Source organism: Paenibacillus paludis (assembly GCF_042610515.1).
Lineage (GTDB): Bacteria > Bacillota > Bacilli > Paenibacillales > Paenibacillaceae > Paenibacillus_AQ.
Window position 1 is genome coordinate 16,721 of the sequence record NZ_JBGJZP010000017.1, and the last position, 16,487, is coordinate 33,207.

General features: G+C 51.5%; 16 protein-coding genes. 11 read left to right on the forward strand and 5 right to left on the reverse strand.

The window, feature by feature from the left end:
• Window positions 1-83: 83 nt before the first annotated feature.
• Window positions 84-1,103 (reverse strand): serine hydrolase domain-containing protein, encoded by a 1,020-nt coding sequence (locus ACAN56_RS25780; RefSeq protein WP_379146385.1) that lies wholly within the window; start codon window positions 1,101-1,103, stop codon window positions 84-86.
• Window positions 1,104-1,560: 457 nt separating this feature from the next.
• Here ACAN56_RS25780 and ACAN56_RS25785 point away from each other — a divergent pair, with 457 nt between their 5' ends.
• From ACAN56_RS25785 to ACAN56_RS25815, 7 genes are all read left to right on the forward strand, one after another.
• Window positions 1,561-1,749: a hypothetical protein gene (locus tag ACAN56_RS25785; protein ID WP_038585388.1), complete on the forward strand. Its 189-nt coding sequence runs from the start codon at window positions 1,561-1,563 to the stop codon at window positions 1,747-1,749.
• 396 nt (window positions 1,750-2,145) lie between these two features.
• Window positions 2,146-3,189: a cytochrome c oxidase subunit II gene (coxB, locus tag ACAN56_RS25790; protein ID WP_038585390.1), complete on the forward strand. Its 1,044-nt coding sequence runs from the start codon at window positions 2,146-2,148 to the stop codon at window positions 3,187-3,189.
• Window positions 3,190-3,317: 128 nt separating this feature from the next.
• Window positions 3,318-5,156 (forward strand): cytochrome c oxidase subunit I, encoded by a 1,839-nt coding sequence (ctaD, locus tag ACAN56_RS25795; RefSeq protein WP_052092420.1) that lies wholly within the window; start codon window positions 3,318-3,320, stop codon window positions 5,154-5,156.
• A gap of 6 nt (window positions 5,157-5,162) precedes the next feature.
• Window positions 5,163-5,789 (forward strand): cytochrome (ubi)quinol oxidase subunit III, encoded by a 627-nt coding sequence (locus ACAN56_RS25800; protein ID WP_379146388.1) that lies wholly within the window; start codon window positions 5,163-5,165, stop codon window positions 5,787-5,789.
• 2 nt (window positions 5,790-5,791) lie between these two features.
• Window positions 5,792-6,115: a cytochrome C oxidase subunit IV family protein gene (locus tag ACAN56_RS25805; RefSeq protein WP_038585393.1), complete on the forward strand. Its 324-nt coding sequence runs from the start codon at window positions 5,792-5,794 to the stop codon at window positions 6,113-6,115.
• Window positions 6,116-6,129: 14 nt separating this feature from the next.
• Entirely contained in the window at window positions 6,130-7,056 is a 927-nt protein-coding gene (ctaG, locus tag ACAN56_RS25810) for a cytochrome c oxidase assembly factor CtaG (RefSeq protein WP_076113732.1), read from the forward strand.
• 155 nt (window positions 7,057-7,211) lie between these two features.
• Entirely contained in the window at window positions 7,212-7,676 is a 465-nt protein-coding gene (locus ACAN56_RS25815) for a DUF420 domain-containing protein (RefSeq protein WP_038585395.1), read from the forward strand.
• A 90-nt stretch (window positions 7,677-7,766) separates the two neighbouring features.
• On the opposite strand, the gene ACAN56_RS25820 is transcribed toward ACAN56_RS25815, so the two are convergent.
• The 3 genes from ACAN56_RS25820 to ACAN56_RS25830 are packed head-to-tail and all read right to left on the reverse strand — an operon-like array spanning window position 7,767 to window position 11,838.
• Complete coding sequence (locus tag ACAN56_RS25820) at window positions 7,767-9,356, reverse strand: methyl-accepting chemotaxis protein (protein WP_038585397.1); 1,590 nt, start codon at window positions 9,354-9,356, stop codon at window positions 7,767-7,769.
• A gap of 29 nt (window positions 9,357-9,385) precedes the next feature.
• Window positions 9,386-11,380, reverse strand: coding sequence for a chemotaxis protein CheW (locus ACAN56_RS25825; RefSeq protein ID WP_379146392.1), 1,995 nt, complete (start codon window positions 11,378-11,380; stop codon window positions 9,386-9,388).
• A 29-nt stretch (window positions 11,381-11,409) separates the two neighbouring features.
• The gene (locus ACAN56_RS25830) at window positions 11,410-11,838 is read right to left on the reverse strand and encodes a chemotaxis protein CheW (protein ID WP_038585402.1); all 429 of its coding nucleotides are present in this window, start codon (window positions 11,836-11,838) and stop codon (window positions 11,410-11,412) included.
• A 204-nt stretch (window positions 11,839-12,042) separates the two neighbouring features.
• On the opposite strand from ACAN56_RS25830, the gene ACAN56_RS25835 reads away from it, so the two are divergent.
• Window positions 12,043-13,008 (forward strand): tyrosine-type recombinase/integrase, encoded by a 966-nt coding sequence (locus ACAN56_RS25835; protein WP_038585405.1) that lies wholly within the window; start codon window positions 12,043-12,045, stop codon window positions 13,006-13,008.
• Between the two features lie 377 nt (window positions 13,009-13,385).
• Here ACAN56_RS25835 and ACAN56_RS25840 read toward each other — a convergent pair whose 3' ends face one another.
• A complete protein-coding gene (locus tag ACAN56_RS25840; protein ID WP_379146395.1) occupies window positions 13,386-14,168 on the reverse strand; it encodes an MBL fold metallo-hydrolase in 783 nt (260 codons plus the stop codon).
• 228 nt (window positions 14,169-14,396) lie between these two features.
• On the opposite strand from ACAN56_RS25840, the gene ACAN56_RS25845 reads away from it, so the two are divergent.
• From ACAN56_RS25845 to ACAN56_RS25855, 3 genes are read left to right on the forward strand one after another with little or no spacing between them, the layout of a single operon-like run.
• A complete protein-coding gene (locus ACAN56_RS25845; protein ID WP_379146397.1) occupies window positions 14,397-15,125 on the forward strand; it encodes a hypothetical protein in 729 nt (242 codons plus the stop codon).
• 17 nt (window positions 15,126-15,142) lie between these two features.
• A complete protein-coding gene (locus ACAN56_RS25850) occupies window positions 15,143-15,538 on the forward strand; it encodes a GntR family transcriptional regulator (protein ID WP_038585414.1) in 396 nt (131 codons plus the stop codon).
• A gap of 16 nt (window positions 15,539-15,554) precedes the next feature.
• Window positions 15,555-16,484: an ATP-binding cassette domain-containing protein gene (locus tag ACAN56_RS25855; protein ID WP_379146399.1), complete on the forward strand. Its 930-nt coding sequence runs from the start codon at window positions 15,555-15,557 to the stop codon at window positions 16,482-16,484.
• Window positions 16,485-16,487 lie beyond the last annotated feature (3 nt).

The following is a 16,487-nucleotide window of genomic DNA, read 5'->3' on the forward strand; positions in this document are numbered from 1 at the left end:
TGAGCCTATGATTTGTCCCGGCAAAGTATGTGGACCGGGAAGGGGTTCAAGTGAAAAAGCATTCTTCCTTTCCGTTAGACATGCTAAAGCTCCATCGCCGGTATAATGTATTGTTCAACCAGTCTGCGGGGGTGCTTCCACCGGCTGACCGCGCTCTCGGCGGTGAATATAACGGCGGCGTCCAGCTTCGGCAGCAGCAATAGCTGCTGGCCCCCGTGTCCATGAGCCAGCACGTAGGGCTGGCTGCTCATCATGCCGTTCCAGAATTGATACCCGTAATTACCGTAGGCCGGATATCCGGGGGTCTGGGCTGTGAACGCATCTTCCAGCCAATTCTGCGGGATCATCTGCTGCCCTTTGTAAAGGCCGCCGCCCAGCAGGACCATACCGACTTTAGCCAGATCACGCGAGGTCAGGTATAAGCCGATATGGCCCATGCTGTGCCCTTCAGGACTGGGCAGCCAGGCGGTGTGGTGAATGTCCAGCGGTCCAAACAGATGCTCTCTGGCATAGCTGTAAGCGTCCAGCCCTGAGAATTCGCTCAGCATAACAGAAATTAGATGCGAGTCGCTGCTGCGGTATTGAAACTGCCCAATATTTTCATGATCAATGGGCAGGCTAAGAGCGTAAGAAGTCCAGCGGCTGCTGCGCTGCAGATTACGTACGAGCGGTTCTCCGAGCTTCTTGCCGGTAATCCACCTGAAGCCGGAGGTCATGGTCAGCAGGTGGCGCAGCGTAATTTCCGAAAGCTGCGGAGAGCAGCGGGGTGGCAGATATCTCTGAAGAGCTTCGGCTACAAAGGAGTGGACTCCCGGAATATGGCCTTTGCCGATGGCAATGCCGATAAGAAGAGAGAGGAAGCTTTTGGTGGCTGAACGAAGATCATTCAGCATTCCGGCATGATATCCCCCGTAATACCGTTCAAATATCAGTTGCCCGTGGCGGACGACAAGCATACTATGCATTTTGGGATATTCTTTCGTAACTGCCTGATGGGCCTTCTCCAGTCGAAGAGGGCAGGTTCCGGTGTCATCCGGACGGGCTGCTGCTATAACGGGTGCCGGGTTGTTAGGTGTGTGTAGTAAAGACAGCTGCTGGCTCATAGCAATCCCCTTTCCACGCTGCCTGCCGGAGTCTAGGATGCGGCAGCGGATACGTTATTTTAACCAAAAGTCTGCAAGCCTCACCTGCTGCGGTAGAGAAGAGTAAAAAAATATTTTACGTACGTAAATTTTACAAGGAAAGGTGGAAGTTGGACTGGAATATGATACAATATAACGATAAGGCCCGAAAGGAGTGATTCAGCAAGTGGCTCTTCGGGTAAGTAAAGTGTCAAGGTGTTCCGCATTTGGTGCATCTTACTCTCAGCCCAAATCACGACGAACCTGCTTCACCGGCAAGGCGGACCTCCATATTTATGGGATGAACGTTTAGGCGGATAATGCAAGCCACGTATGTGTTACGGTTTCTTGACTTGCATTTCGAGGTTACGGCGGACTTTTCATCATGCATTCTCTACAACGGAGCATTCATTTTCAATGTTTTGGGAGGGAACTGATCATGGCAAGTAAAGGTCATAACGAAGTGAAGGAAAGTCTACGGGAAATGACACGCATTTTCCGGCCCAAAGATCCCAAGAAATTTGTGAAGGAGTATGTCCGGAAGTATCGGATCACAGGAGGCTATGAAGAAGAGCTGACTATGGTCGTGGAGCATGAGTTGGGAAGAATAAACTCATCCGTCTCCTAATTTACAGACAGGAATACTTCCTGCTATTTGACGACATCAAATTTGGAATTACATCCATGAGGATTCTCATAAACCGTGCCCGGGCGGCTTGCTGCCGCAGGAAGCGGTTTTTTTTGTGCGCATATTTTTTGCAAATTCATAAATCATAAAATAGTCAAATGAATTAATAGACACAAATAGATATGTATGCGCTTTAAAGAAAAAATGATAAAAGATTCATTTTTTGTAAGCGCTCTTAAATACAGTAAGGACAAGCTTTTGCTGTTTGAAAAAATGCTTTGTGAACTTGCTGTGAACGATTGACAAAAGACCCCCATAAACTTATATTAATAGTGATTGTTATAATTGACAGGAAAATCCTCTAATCTACGAAATCGGGAAAAGCGGGGTAGATCAATGATGAAAACGTGGCAGGCTGGTAAACGGCTTCTTCCCATGACAGCAACGCTTGGACTCATTCTCGCAGGATGCGGGCGGCAGGACTTGTCGGTGCTCAGACCGCAGGGACCTGCAGCGGAAAGCTCGTTCGGACTCATGAAGCTGTCGATTACCATCATGATTGTCGTGCTGCTGATCGTCTTTGCCATTGCGGCCTACGTGCTTATCCGTTACCGCAGGAAACCGGGCCAGCATGAGATCCCTGAACAGGTGGAAGGCAGCTTCAAGCTTGAAGTGCTGTGGACGGTTATCCCGCTGATCCTTGTAATTGTGCTGGCGGTTCCGACCGTGCAGGCGGTGTTTGCCGCAGGAGATGATCATTCGGATGATAAGAATGCAGTTAAGGTCAAGGTGACCGGCCACCAATACTGGTGGGAATTCGAATACCCCGATTACGGTGTGACAACGGCGCAGGATCTGGTGATTCCTGCGGGCGTGGATATCGCCTTTGAGCTGACTACAAAGGATGTGCTGCACTCCTTCTGGGTACCTTCTCTCTCCGGAAAAATCGATACCAACCCGGACGGGTCAACGAACCATTTCAGCTTCAGTGCGCCAAATGAAGGCGTTTACCGCGGCAAATGCGCAGAGCTGTGTGGTCCTTCCCACGGATTTATGGAATTTAAAGTGAAGTCGGTCAGCAAGGATGCGTTCACGGCATGGATTGCTTCCATGAAAGCCCCGGCAGTGATGCCTGAAGATCCGGCGCTTGCGGAAAAGTTCAAGTCCGCGTGCCTGACCTGCCACGCAGTGGGTGATATGGTAGGCAGCAACGGTCCGTCCCTCACCGGGATCGGGTCCCGCGAGTCGGTGGCTGGTATCCTGCTGAACGACGACACAGGTGTCGACGGAGCGCCGATCCTGGAGAATCTTAAGACCTGGCTGCATGATCCGCAAAGCGTCAAGCCGGGCAACCGGATGCCTGACCCCAAGGAATTGGGACTCAGTGATGAAGAGATTGACGGAATTGCCGAATATCTGGCCGGCTACACGCTGGAATAAAGCCTATTGCCCAAAGCAGAAGCAGCATATTTGAAAAGGGGGTACGTACCTTGGCTCAAGCAGCGCAATCCTTGAATCCTTCCCAGCCCTTGAGGCATGGCCACAGCGTCAAACGGCATACCGGGATCATGGACTGGATCACCACCGTCGATCATAAGAAGATTGCAATTTTGTACCTTTGGGCCGGAGGGATCTTTTTTGGCATCGGCGGGCTGGAGGCCATTCTGATCCGCATCCAGCTGATCAAGCCGATGAATACCTTTCTGGATGCCCAGACCTTTAACGAATTGATTACGATGCACGGGACAACGATGATTTTTCTCGGGGTCATGCCGGTCATCTTCGCGTTGATGAATGCGGTTATCCCGCTGCAGATCGGTGCGCGCGACGTAGCTTTTCCTTTTCTGAATGCGCTTGGCTTCTGGACGTTTCTGTTCGGCGGCATTCTGCTTAATCTCAGCTGGATTATGGGGGGAGCGCCCGATGCCGGCTGGACCGCTTATACCCCACTATCCTCCAGCTCCTACAGCACCACCCACGGGGTGGATTTCTACACGATCGGCTTGCAGATTGCCGGGTTAGGCACACTAATCGGCGGCATTAACTTCCTGGCTACGATCATTACGATGCGGGCTCCGGGAATGTCATTTATGCGGATGCCGATGTTCGCCTGGGCCACCTTTATCACTTCCGCTATTATCCTGTTCGCTTTTCCCGCAGTTACAGTAGGGCTTGTGCTGCTCACCTTCGACCGGATTCTCGGCGCCAATTTCTTTGAGACCAGCGGCGGCGGCAATCCGGTACTCTGGCAGCATATTTTTTGGATCTTTGGTCATCCCGAAGTGTATATTCTGATTCTTCCGGCCTTCGGCATTATCTCCGAGGTCATCCCGACGTTCTCGCGTAAGCGGCTGTTCGGGTACAGCTCCATGGTCTTTGCGACGATCCTGATCGCCTTCCTTGGCTTCATGGTCTGGGCGCATCATATGTTCACCACCGGCCTCGGACCGGTAGCGAACGCCTTGTTCTCTGTATCCACGATGCTGATCGCCGTTCCGACAGGAATCAAAATTTTCAATTGGCTGTTCACGATGTGGGGCGGGCAAGTACGCTTTACCACCCCGAATTTATTCGCGGTCGGCTTTATTCCAACCTTCACCATGGGCGGGGTTACAGGTGTCATGCTGGCTTCTGCTCCTGCCGATTTCCAGTTTCATGACACGTATTTTGTCGTTGCCCATTTTCACTATGTAATTGTCGGCGGCCTGGTGCTCGGCTTGTTCGCGGGCCTGCATTATTGGTGGCCTAAAATGTTCGGAAGAATGCTCAGCGAACACCTGGGCAAATGGACCTTCTGGACCTTTATCATCGGGTTTCACATGACCTTTTTTGTACAGCATTTCCTGGGGCTTATGGGGATGCAGCGCCGCGTATTTACGTATTTGCCGAATCAGCAATTCGACCTGCTTAATTTGATCAGTACGATCGGGGCAGGGCTTATGGGTGTAGGGATGCTGTTTTTCCTGGCCAATGTCTTCATCACTTCCAGAAAGCCGGCAGATGCGGCGGATGATCCGTGGGAAGACGGACGGACGCTGGAATGGACCATTTCCTCACCGCCTCCGGAATACAATTTCAAGCAAACGCCGCTGGTGCGCGGTCTGGATGCTTTCTGGAAGGAAAAAACAGCCGGGCACAAGGGCATGACGCCATCCGAACCGGTAGGCTCCATTCATATGCCTTCAGCGACGGTGCACCCGTTCCTGATGTCGGTTGGTATCTTTATTGCCGGACTTGGCTTTATGTTCAGCCGTGATGATTTTGGCAACAGCTTTATGAGTTTTCTCTTTAATAACTATATCGTTACGGCGCTGGGTCTTCTGATAACCTTCGGGTCGATGCTGATGCGCTCGCTCTTTGATGATCATGGCTGGCATATCGAACCCGAAGAGCTGGAAGGAAGGTGAACCGACATGACAACGGCACATGCTGAAACTGCAAAAGGCACTCTCCCGCACGAACCGGAAAAAGCGACGGCGGAAGGCCGCAACAAAGTGCTGGCCTTCTGGTTGTTCCTTGGTGGAGAAGCGGTGCTTTTCGGCACCTTGTTCGCTACGTTCCTGGCGCTGCGAAACCAGACGAATGACGGTCCGTCTGCGAACGAATTGTTCCATCTGCCGCTGGTTGCCGCCGCAACCTTCCTGCTGCTGGTGAGCAGCCTGACGAGCGTATTCGCCATTCAGGCGATGCACCGGAACCAGCCTGCCTTGCTGCGGAACTGGCTGCTGGTTACTGTAGTGCTTGGCGCGGCCTTTCTCGGGCTGGAAATCTACGAATTCAGCGAATATATAAGACACGAGAAATTCGGGATGACTACCAGTGCATTCAGCTCGGCGTTCTATACACTGGTCGGGTTCCACGGTGCTCACGTTGCTTTCGGGATTGTGTGGATCGCCGTGCTGATCGGGCAGCTGAGCTATAAAGGGCTGACGGTGGTCACGGCACCTAAGATTTATGTGTCCGCGATGTATTGGCATTTTATCGATGTGGTATGGGTGTTTATCTTCACGGTTGTTTACCTGCTCGGAAAGGTGGGTTAGCTATGGCGACAGAACAGCGTTCTCCGGATAGCGCGGTGAAGCACCGCCACCGGCAGGAAGGGCCGCAGCGGCATATCGTGGTGTTTATCTTCTCTGTTATTCTGACGCTGATTGCCTTTGCAGCTGTTGCGGCCGGAGGAGTCAACGCGACCTTTGCCGTGATTCTGCTGCTGGTCATGGCCGTTCTGCAGGTTTTTCTGCAGATGGGCTTCTGGATGCATCTGAAGGACAAGGGACATTTGATACCGATTCTATTTATGCTGGGCGGCTTTTTTATCGCCGGAACCTGCATTATCATGGCACTGTATTGGGTTTGGTGGGATTAAGGAGGCTTCTAATCATGCTGGGATTACAATATTTCAGCTTTGAGGATTTGTGGAGTCCGCTTTTTCTGGCGGTGCTGCTGCTGCTGACGGCCGGATATTTCGTATTGATCGGTCCGCTTGCCGGTCGGTTCTCCGGTGCTTCTGCAGTTCCTGTATGGCGCAGGGGTTTGTTTCTTAGCGGAATGCTGGCTCTTTACCTTGCGCAGGGCGGGCCGGTCAGCCTGCTGGGCCATATCTTCTTTTCCTTCCATATGGTCAGTATGGCTCTGTCCTATCTGGTGGCAGTGCCGCTGATTATGCTCGGGATTCCGGACTGGGTCTGGCGTGCTTTTCTTAAGGTGAACCCATTGCGGCGTTTTGCCTTTCTGGCACAGCCGGTGGTAGCGGCCCTTCTGTTCAACGGACTGTTCTCGCTTTACCATATTCCAGTGGTTCATGATTACGTGATGCTGCATTTTACGGTTCACCGGCTCTATTACGGCCTGCTTTTTCTGACCTCTATCCTCATGTGGTGGAATCTGATAAATCCTCTGCCGGAGTGCCGGAAACTTGGCGGCCTTGGCCAGGTAGGCTTTATCTTCCTGAATATGGTGCTGCTGACACCGGCCTGCGGGCTGATTATTTTTGCGGGGACTCCCCTATATGCCACGTACAGTGATCCAGACACCTGGGCGCGGGCGATGGGCTACTGTGTATCGGGAAATCCTGCTTCATTGCTGCAGACGTTCGGTGGTCCGGCGTTCTTCGGATGGCTGTCGCCCAAGGTCGATCAGCAGGTGGGGGGCATCGCCATGAAGTTCATTCAGGAATTTATTTTTGCCTCGATGCTTGCTTATGTGTTCTATCATTGGTATAAAAAAGAGAACGGGCAAGACGATGCGGAGGTTTCCGCGCCATCCGCCGAACCGGGGGATGGCTATTTGAAATACAAGGAAGGCTGAGTCACACGCCTGACTTATCCTTGTATTTCTAAAAGCAACGGATACCTGAGAGCGATACAGAGTATTGCTGGCATCGGAAGCATACGCTCTGCAAAGAACAATGTAGCGGCTTCTTCTTGCTCGTGCATAGCTGGCGAGCGCCGAGGGGGATAATCATGGATATTTTCACATTGTTTCCAACGATCAGCACATCTTTCATCGTAATCAGCGCGTTGCTGGTGGCGATTGGCTGGAGACAAATCATTAAGGGCAAGCGCGAAGCGCACAAGAAGACAATGATTGCCGCCGCTGTTGCTGCCATCTTGTTTTTCATTGTGTACGTGTCCAGAACGGCATTCGTAGGCAACACATCCTGGGGTGGACCGGCCGATTTGTCGACGCTCTACCACATCTTTCTGATTTTCCATATCGTGCTGGCGACGGTAGCCGCCGTATTCGGCATCACTACGCTGACGCTGGGCTTCAAGGCTCAATTTGCCAAACACCGGAAATGGGGAAGAGTGACTGCTGTCATCTGGTTTATTACTGCTATTACGGGTGTCGCTGTGTATGTGCTGCTGTACATCTTTTATCCGGGCGGGCACACAAAGCCGGTCTGGCAAATTATTTTAGGTGCCTGATCTGACACTGTAAAAGTACCAAAAGACCTGTGAGGCCTGCGGTTCCGCTTTGGAACTTGCAGGTTCACAGGTCTTTTGTTCAAATATAGGCTACAGGCGGAAGGAGGAGACGGTGCTCTGCAGCTCCTCGGCCAGGCTGGCCAGAGATTGGGCGGAAGATGCAGACTCCTCGCTGCTTGCGGCAGACTGTTGGGTGGTGGCAGAAATATTCTCGACAGCGGCCAGCACATTGGTCGACTGTGCCGCTTGCTCTTCACTGGCAGCAGCGATCTCGGAAATTTTCTGGCCGGCGTTATTCACCATCGTGACGATCTTATGAAAAGAGACGCCGGTTTTCTGCGACAATTCGGCACTTTCCTGTACGGCGCTTACACTGTAGCGTGTGTTCGCCTGCATGCCCTTGATGATGCCTGTAATCTGCTTGGTGGCCTCGCCGCTGCGTTCGGCAAGCTTCCGCACCTCATCGGCAACCACGGCGAAGCCGCGTCCCTGCTCTCCGGCCCTTGCGGCTTCAATAGCTGCGTTAAGCGCGAGCAGATTTGTCTGATCAGCGATATCCTCGATGACATCGATAATGTCCCCGACCTTTTGGGAGTCCTCCTCCAGCCGGGCCATCTGCCCGCTGACAGACTGCATGCTCTCCATAGATTCCTGAATGATGCTGTTGCCATCTTCGGCAATCAGCACAGTTTCATCCGAGATGACCGAGGCCTGTTCGGTGTTCTGCGCTACGGAGTGGATGGCGCTGGAGAGCTCTTTAAATAATTCGCTGATCGTCCCGGCATCATTCGCAGTGCTTGTGCTGCCGCTGGCTATCTCCTGTGTACTGGCGGAAATCTCTTCTGCGGCGGCGGACAGGCTTTGGGAATGCGTAAGGATGGACCCGACAGTCCGGCGAAGATTGCTGACCATCTCATTGACCTTAAACGCCAGCATGCCGATTTCATCTTTGGTGTCGATCTCCGTCTGGCTACGTAAGTCGCCATCAGCTACCTTGGAGAGGATCTGGACTACCTTAGCCAGCGGCTTCGAGATGATTCGGGAGATCATATAGCCGAGCAGGATGCACAGCATCACGGCAGCTACAACGACAGCAAGCGTAATAGTCCGCGAGGAGTTGTACAGGGATGCTCCATCCTGTTTGGCCTGATCCGCTTCTTTGATATTGATGCTGATCAGATTGTTGATGATTTGCTTTAGGGCATCCGCTTCATTGGCCAGAGTGGTGCTGCGGAGCGTGTCCAGCAGTTCGTCGTCCCGCTGGGCAAGGGATGCGCTGATCAGGGATTCATAAGTATTCAAATATTCGTTCCAGGCAGCTTCGAATGGAGCGATCGCCTGGATGGAGTCTTCGCTGAGCTTTGTTTTGCGGAAGGCTGCGATGCTATCCAGCACATTCTGCTTTTCAGTTTCATAGTCTTCCACGCGCTGCTGCCGTTCCGCAGGCGTTTCTTTAATATACAGATCCCGGGCGATGCCGCGCATACTGGTGAAGCTGTTCTGGGAGCTTTGAAGAGAGGAGACGGGCACCAGATTGTTCGTATACATATCATCAAGACTGTCATTGATTGAACCCAGATTGTTCAGACCATAAAGACCCACGAAGGCCAAAATGACAGCAACCACCAAAAAGGATGAGATTAACTTCACGCTTGTTTTTAAATTATAAAACCATTTCATACCCGATTCCCCCAGTGATCATGAATTTGTTAAACCAAAGAACCTGCGTTGAAAAACAGACTTGCGGTGTCGATGATGAGTGCGATTTTGCCGTTTCCCAGGATGGTGGCCCCTGAAGTGCTGTCTGACTTGCCTATGTATGATCCCAGCGTTTTAATTACAATGTCCTGATTACCGACAAGCGTATCCACTGCCAGCGCCAGCCGTTTCTCCCCGCGCCCCAGAATGATCAGCGGGATCGAAGATGCAGTTGTCTCCGCTCTTGGGATCCCCAGGCAATCATGCAGCCAGACCACCGGGACGAGCTGGTTGCGTGCTGTAATAACCGGTTGGCCCCGAACGGTCTTGATCTCACCGTAAGCGGTGCGGATAATTTCGGCCACACTGCTCATGGGAATGACAAAGGTCGCATTGCCGGCATTTACCAGAAGCCCCCGAATGATAGCCAGGGTAAAGGGCAGGCGGATACGGAACCGGGTGCCTTGCCCTTTGGTGGTCTCAATATCAATCATTCCGTTAATCCGTTCAATATCATTGCGGACAATATCCATCCCTACCCCGCGGCCGGAGATATCGCTTACTTGAGCGGCAGTAGAAAAGCCGGGTCTGAAAATAAGGCGCAGCGCTTCATCCTCATTCATGTAACGGGCCTCTTCGGCTGTGATGATGCTCTTATTGATGGCGGATTGGAGGATGGCCTCGGCATCGATTCCAGCCCCGTCGTCCTCAATGACGAGGATGACCTGATTATCCTCATGGGAGGCGGCAACCCGGACGGTGCCTGTTTCACTTTTGCCCGCGCTACGCCGGATTTCCGGGGTTTCTATGCCGTGATCCAGCGCATTCCGCAGAAGATGGATAAGCGGGTCGCCGAGTTCCTCAATTAGTGTCCGGTCCAGCTCTGTTTCCTTGCCTTCAATGACCAGCTCGATCTGCTTGTTCAGTGAGTATGACAAATCTCTGACCATGCGCGGCAGCCGGTTGAACAGCTGCTCTATAGGCAGCATCCGTACCTTGATCATATTCTCCTGCAGTTCACGGGTGATCGTCGACAGATGATCGGCCAACTGTCCCAGCTCCTCTGTCAGGCCATTGGCTCCGTATTGCCCGTGAAATCTGCGGTTCAGGAGATGGAACCGGGTTTGATCAATTACCAATTCACCCGCCAGGTTCATCAGCTTTTCCAGCCGCTCAATATGTACGCGAATGGTTTGGGGCTTTATCTTGTCAGCAGTAGCCGGCAGTGCCTCCAGCGGGTCCGGGAGGCCCCGGCTCTCCGGTTCCGGCTGAGTCGAATTTTTTTCTGCAGCAGGGTTAAGTGAGATGTCCTTCACTTCTTCTATGTAGATACTCTCAACATCCATAATGGAGGAGATCTGCTGCCGGAGTTCCTCGATATTCCCCTTGGGGGACAGCATCCAGGATGCACCATCGACCCCGCTGTCATGGGCTTCAATCTCTTCCAGCTCCGGCTTCATTCTAAGGACCGTGGCGAGGTCCCGCAGCTTGGCGTCGATAAGATGTAGACGTGGCAGCTTCATTTCACAGGCCGGGGAGAGCCATATATGAAGCCAGAAAAGCTGTAGCGGAGTTTCGGTTTTGTTTGGCTGTACAGCCGGACCACGGTCATGTCCATGCAGTCCCTGCGCACCAAATGTCTTGAGCCTCTGAATCAGCTCGGATACGTCTGTCGTCTCATGGTCTGCAGCGGCGATTTCACTTTGCAGCGCGCGCATTCCATCCAGTGCCTGGAAGAACAGGCGGATAAGCTCATCCGTTACTTGCCGTTCCCCGTTCCTCATTTGGTGAAGCAGATGCTCAAGATGGTGTCTGACCTCCTTCAGCCTGTTGTAACCCATGGACGCCGAGGAGCCTTTGAGGGTATGGGCTGCCCGGAAGAATTGCTGTATTCCGTCTTCCGTCTCCCCTATCTGCTCCAGCCGGAGAACTTCATCTTCGATCAGTTGCAGCTGCTCCTCCAGTTCTTCAAGAAAAATTCCCCGATATTCTGATAAGTCAACCATAATTCACCTTCTCTCCGTGTAGCCTCCGGTTATTCGCGCAGCAGTATCTCATCCAGCTTCAGAATTCCGACCAGACCCGAAGAAGAGAAGCCTATTCCGGTGAAGAAGGAACCGCTGATTCCGGAGACACTGTCCGGTGCGGGCTGAATATCATTGAACGTAGTCACTTTATTCACGTTGTCAACAATGACACCAATGGATTCCTCCAGGTGATGAACCACCAGGATGCGTGTATGCTTAGTCTCGGCAATTTCCGCCATATCCAGCAGCACCCTCAGGCTTAGCACCGGCACAATTTTCCCTCTCAGATTGATAATGCCCTTAACGTAGTAGTGGCCGTTTGGAATATCCGTAATTTCCTGCATTCTTATAATTTCATGAACATCGGAGATGGGGATGGCATAATGCTCGTTGTCCACCCCGAATTCGACATATTGTTTCTGTGTGGCAGACTCCATATTTTACCTCCGTTTTCTCAAATAAGTGATTAAGCAGCCGCTCCTCAGGCGCTGGGTTCCTTCCTCCTTTTCTTAACAATTCATTAGCATGTTACTCCTGATGTGTCTCTGGTCCTTCTCGACGTGAGGAAATGAGACAAAAAACCGGAAAGATGTCGTACAATATCACTTATGCGACATTTTTAATCATAGAGGAGCAATGAAATGACAATAAAACAAGCAGAATTGAGCAACGCCCAGTTAGGTTTGGTTTACTCTGGGGAGGGCAATTTCAGTGACGATCAGATTGTTCAGATGTTTGTGGCAACCTGCTGTGCCAATGCAAATACACGTCGTAATTATAGGCGGGCGATTGCTGATTTCCGTAAATTCATAGTTGGCACATCATTGCAGGAGGTTACCTGGAGGGAGATTGAGGCGTATAAATTCTTTCTGACCCAGGGAGGTTACAGCTATCCTAAGCAACTGGCGCCGGCAAGTATTGCCGCGTTCCTCGCACCTTTGAAATCATTTTATAAATGGGGCAGTGATCAGCATATTGGCATCTTTGCAGCTAATCCGACCTCAAGTGTGCGGATTCCCAAAATTACGATTACCAGCCGAAAAAATTTCTTAACCAAAAGAGAGGTGGGGGATTTGCTGGGGGAGCTCCAGACGCAGGGCCTGCGCAATTACCTGATTGGGCTGACGCTGGTGATGCTGGGGCTTCGTGTATCTGAGCTGACGGCGATGAAATGGGGGGATTTCCACACAGATCCGCTGGAAACCTCTCTCTGGCTGACCATCGCGAATGCTAAAGGTGGCAAACGCAGAGAGATCAAGGTACCGCCGACCCTTTGGCAGCTGTACTCCCAATTATCCAGCGCCATTGCCGGGAAAGGTGATCCTGCCCCGGAGCTTCTGATGTTCCCGTTATCATCAAGACAAGTAGAGCGGATTATCAAGACAGCCGGAGAGGCGAGCTCTATTGAGAAAAAGCTTACTCCACATTGGCTGCGCCACACCAATGCCACACTTGCGTTGCTGCAGGGCGCCTCACTACAGCAGGTGCAGGAATCGCTGGGGCATTCCCACATCAATACTACTCAGCGGTATCTCCATACCGTGCAGCAAATTCAAAAGGCTGCCCCTGATTTTGTAGAGGACAGCCTGCGGATTTTTATTCAATAAGACAAAGTTTTACAAAATACGCTAGTATTTCTGGGAAGTTCCTATACAGCAGTATGGATATGCCCTATAATGAATGCATAATCGCTTCGTAATGCGCAAGTACGCAGAAGCCTATTTTTTTTCGGAAAAAATGTCGCATAAGTGATATTGTACGACAAAATATGGCACGATATACATAAATCTTGAATTTTAAATTGTAGTATTTAATGGGATTACTGAGAGACTGTGCCTGCGCCATGCGAATGGATGCTTGGGACAGTCCCTCTTTGCCTTAACAGGATTGGGCGTGAGCGTCTTCTGAGTCTGAACTCCTTCACAAGCCGCGAGATTGGGCAATATAACGGAACTGTAGTCCGCATGATCACAGACGTTCCGTATCAGAACTGCACACTAAAGCCGTTAAATGTGTGAATCCCCGTGCCGAAATGATCCAGTTCATGTTCCCGCAGAAACTTAACCGCCAGCTTCACTTCCTCCAGAATCTCCGCTTCTAGACCCAGTGTATTATGTGAACCGTAAACTTTGTTGATTCCGTCTAATGCAGCCATTCTCTCCAGGGAATTGACCAAATCGGCAGGACTTGTTGAAGGATAAAAAGCATACACAGGCGTCTCATCATATAGCAGATCACCCGTAAACAAATAACCGCGGTCTTTATCGACAAAGCATACATGACCCGGAGAATGCCCGGGAGTGTGGTACACCTTAAGTGTTCTGCCGCCCAGAGAGATGAGGTCCCCATCGCTTAATAAGCCGGCTGGCTCGCCCTGAAAAGGCTTGTAAGCGTCCGGGTCAAAGCCCTCCGGCACAGGCCGGGTCAGATCTCTGCCGATGTCCCTGCGGATTTGCTCAATAGACAAACCCTGAATGCCATGGACCAGCCAGTCCTTATCCGCTTCATGGACATAAATACTGCTGAATAGTCCATGGCCGCCGATATGGTCCGTATGTACATGAGTGGTGAGCACTTCAATCGGCAGGCAGGTCAGCTGATCCGTTATTTCTTTGATATTGCCGATGCCAAGACCGGTATCAATCAGTGCAGCTTTTTCCTCCCCCAGCAGCAGAAAGGAATGCACCTTCTCCCAATGCCCGTATTCGCTGATTGCGAATGTGGCTTCATCCATTTGCTGAACAGTAAACCATGGGTCACTAATCATATGAACCTCCCCGATACTGAGTATTTTCTCTCGAGTAGCCTACAAATCTCCGCTGATTCCTACTTTATAGCCGATTGAAATTTATTACAAATGATTCTTGACAATGGAAAATACAGGTCATATACTGTGTATATAGATATATACAGTAAGCACAGAGAGATACACACTGAACCGTGTCTATCCGCTGCAGCCTACCGCAGGAGAAACAACAAAGCGAGGTTAAAGGTAATGACAATATTTAGAGACGCCTGGGTGCTGGTCCGTGCAGATTTCCGCGGTGACAAGCTGAACATAGTGAGGGTCCTGCTGTTTTCCATTATCTTTATGGGATATATGGCCGCTATGACTGGAATGGTCACGGAAGACGCGCTGAGCGGAAGTGACGGAAGGCTGATGTCCGACTTCCTGCTGATTTCTATGATTCCCATGTTGGGCTTCACGTTCTCGCGGCGTACCATGAAATATTTAAGTGAAGACTCCTACACCCGGATGTTGGCTTATATGCGGAGTTTACCTGTTCCGGCTGCGGTGATCCTCTGCAAAAGAAAGCTGGATGCAATGTTCTCATTTTGTCTGAATGGCGTATTGTTCTTCGGTTTAATGTACGCCATTAGTGACAATATACGCAGCCAGCTGTCAGGGACTTCATACGTTGCGTTTGCATTTACCTGGATCGGTTATGGCCTGATGATGACTGGCATCTATATTGTTGTGGAGTTTCTGGTTAGCGGCAAAGCGTACTTTTGGATCACCCTGACCTTGATGCTGCTGTCCTTCGGGGTTGCGCTGCTGATTCAATGGGGGGATGGAAATTTGTTTCTGTACAGCATCTCCTGCTCGAAGGAATGGGGGCTGTTATCTCCGCTGATGTGGGGAACGCTGCTGCTGGGCACGGTATCCGTGCAATTATTTTCCAAATTGACGATACACCGGCTTAAAAGCCGCGATCTCGTATGAGAGGGCGGAGGTAACTTATGTGGATACCGATACAGATTAACGAGAACAGTGCCGAGCCGCTGTACCATCAGATCGAAACCCAGCTCCGGTCGCTGATCATCAGCGGAGGCATCACGGAAGGGACACTGCTTCCCTCCATACGTGAATTTGCCGGAGATCTGAAATGCAGCGTGATCACCGTCCGCCGGGTCTATCAGGATCTGGAGAATGAGGGGCTGCTGCGGACAAGACAGGGAACCGGAACCTTTGTCTCCCATGTGGGTGACGGGGCGATGGAAGAATACAAACGGGATGCCGTCCGTAAAGCTCTGGAAAGTGCGGTGGATGTTGGCCTGTCGGTCCAATGCAGTGAAGAGGAACTGACGGGAATATTTGTAGAGATTGTAAAAGACAAATACAACAAACAGGAATGAAAGGTGGGTTCATCTCATGGTACAGCAGGCCATAGAGCTGCGGAATGTAAGCAAGAAGCGGCGCAGCAGGACGATAGGGCCGCTTAATCTGAATTTCCCGCAAGGCTATATTACCGCACTGGTGGGCCAGAACGGCTCCGGCAAGAGCACTTTACTTCACATGCTGCTGCAGCTGACCTTTCCGGAGGAAGGCGAGATCCTCTGGTTTGAAGAGCAGCACAAGGCAGGTCTGCCGCTTGAACTACGCCAGAGCATTGCCTATGTGCCGGAAACCCCGCTAACGGAGGAGAATTACTGGACCTCAGATGAGGCCGCCGAATTCCGCCGGCATTGGTACCCTTCCTGGGATCATGGTTACTTTCAGGAGTTGCAGGATAAATTTGAAGTGCCGAGGGGAGCCAAGCTGGGCAAGATGTCCAAAGGTGAACGCCGTAAATTCGAGATTGCCGCTGCGCTGGCTTCCCGGCCCCGGCTGCTGCTGCTGGATGAGCCCTCCTCGGGTCTCGACCCCTTCGCCTGGAAGAGTATGATTGAGTCGATCCGCAAGTATATGGATGAGAGCGATGCGACCGTTGTTATCTCCACCCATATCGTCGAGGAGGTTCGGCGGCTGGCTGATTTTATTGTACTGATGCATCGGGGACAGCTGCTTGGAATGGCGGAGAAGGACAGCCTGTTTGGTTCATGGAGCGAGGTGTGGGTGGGCGTGCAGGATGAGGAAGAGCTTAGGGAACTGGCGGCTGAATTGCCGGGGGCTCAGCAGTTTGCACTGGAGACGCCGGGAGTCGCTTCATTTATAACCCAGCAATTTAATCAGAATGAGAAACGCATTCAGGACTTGGGCGTAAAGGTTATCAAGAGCCGCAGTCTGGAGCTGGATGAGATTTTAAGCTTATGGACACAAGGACATCGTCCGATCCTGATCGACCAGAAGAGAGGGGACTAACGA

Coding starts and splice junctions, on each gene's coding strand:
- ACAN56_RS25815 (WP_038585395.1), top strand. CDS start 7,212: ATGGATATTTTCACATTGTTTCCAACGATCAGCACATCTTTCATCGTA.
- ACAN56_RS25820 (WP_038585397.1), bottom strand. CDS start 9,356: ATGAAATGGTTTTATAATTTAAAAACAAGCGTGAAGTTAATCTCATCC.
- ctaG (WP_076113732.1), top strand. CDS start 6,130: ATGCTGGGATTACAATATTTCAGCTTTGAGGATTTGTGGAGTCCGCTT.
- ACAN56_RS25855 (WP_379146399.1), top strand. CDS start 15,555: ATGGTACAGCAGGCCATAGAGCTGCGGAATGTAAGCAAGAAGCGGCGC.
- ACAN56_RS25825 (WP_379146392.1), bottom strand. CDS start 11,380: ATGGTTGACTTATCAGAATATCGGGGAATTTTTCTTGAAGAACTGGAG.
- ACAN56_RS25785 (WP_038585388.1), top strand. CDS start 1,561: ATGGCAAGTAAAGGTCATAACGAAGTGAAGGAAAGTCTACGGGAAATG.
- ACAN56_RS25840 (WP_379146395.1), bottom strand. CDS start 14,168: ATGATTAGTGACCCATGGTTTACTGTTCAGCAAATGGATGAAGCCACA.
- ACAN56_RS25780 (WP_379146385.1), bottom strand. CDS start 1,103: ATGAGCCAGCAGCTGTCTTTACTACACACACCTAACAACCCGGCACCC.
- ACAN56_RS25805 (WP_038585393.1), top strand. CDS start 5,792: ATGGCGACAGAACAGCGTTCTCCGGATAGCGCGGTGAAGCACCGCCAC.
- ACAN56_RS25830 (WP_038585402.1), bottom strand. CDS start 11,838: ATGGAGTCTGCCACACAGAAACAATATGTCGAATTCGGGGTGGACAAC.
- ctaD (WP_052092420.1), top strand. CDS start 3,318: ATGGACTGGATCACCACCGTCGATCATAAGAAGATTGCAATTTTGTAC.
- ACAN56_RS25850 (WP_038585414.1), top strand. CDS start 15,143: ATGTGGATACCGATACAGATTAACGAGAACAGTGCCGAGCCGCTGTAC.
- ACAN56_RS25845 (WP_379146397.1), top strand. CDS start 14,397: ATGACAATATTTAGAGACGCCTGGGTGCTGGTCCGTGCAGATTTCCGC.
- ACAN56_RS25800 (WP_379146388.1), top strand. CDS start 5,163: ATGACAACGGCACATGCTGAAACTGCAAAAGGCACTCTCCCGCACGAA.
- ACAN56_RS25835 (WP_038585405.1), top strand. CDS start 12,043: ATGACAATAAAACAAGCAGAATTGAGCAACGCCCAGTTAGGTTTGGTT.
- coxB (WP_038585390.1), top strand. CDS start 2,146: ATGATGAAAACGTGGCAGGCTGGTAAACGGCTTCTTCCCATGACAGCA.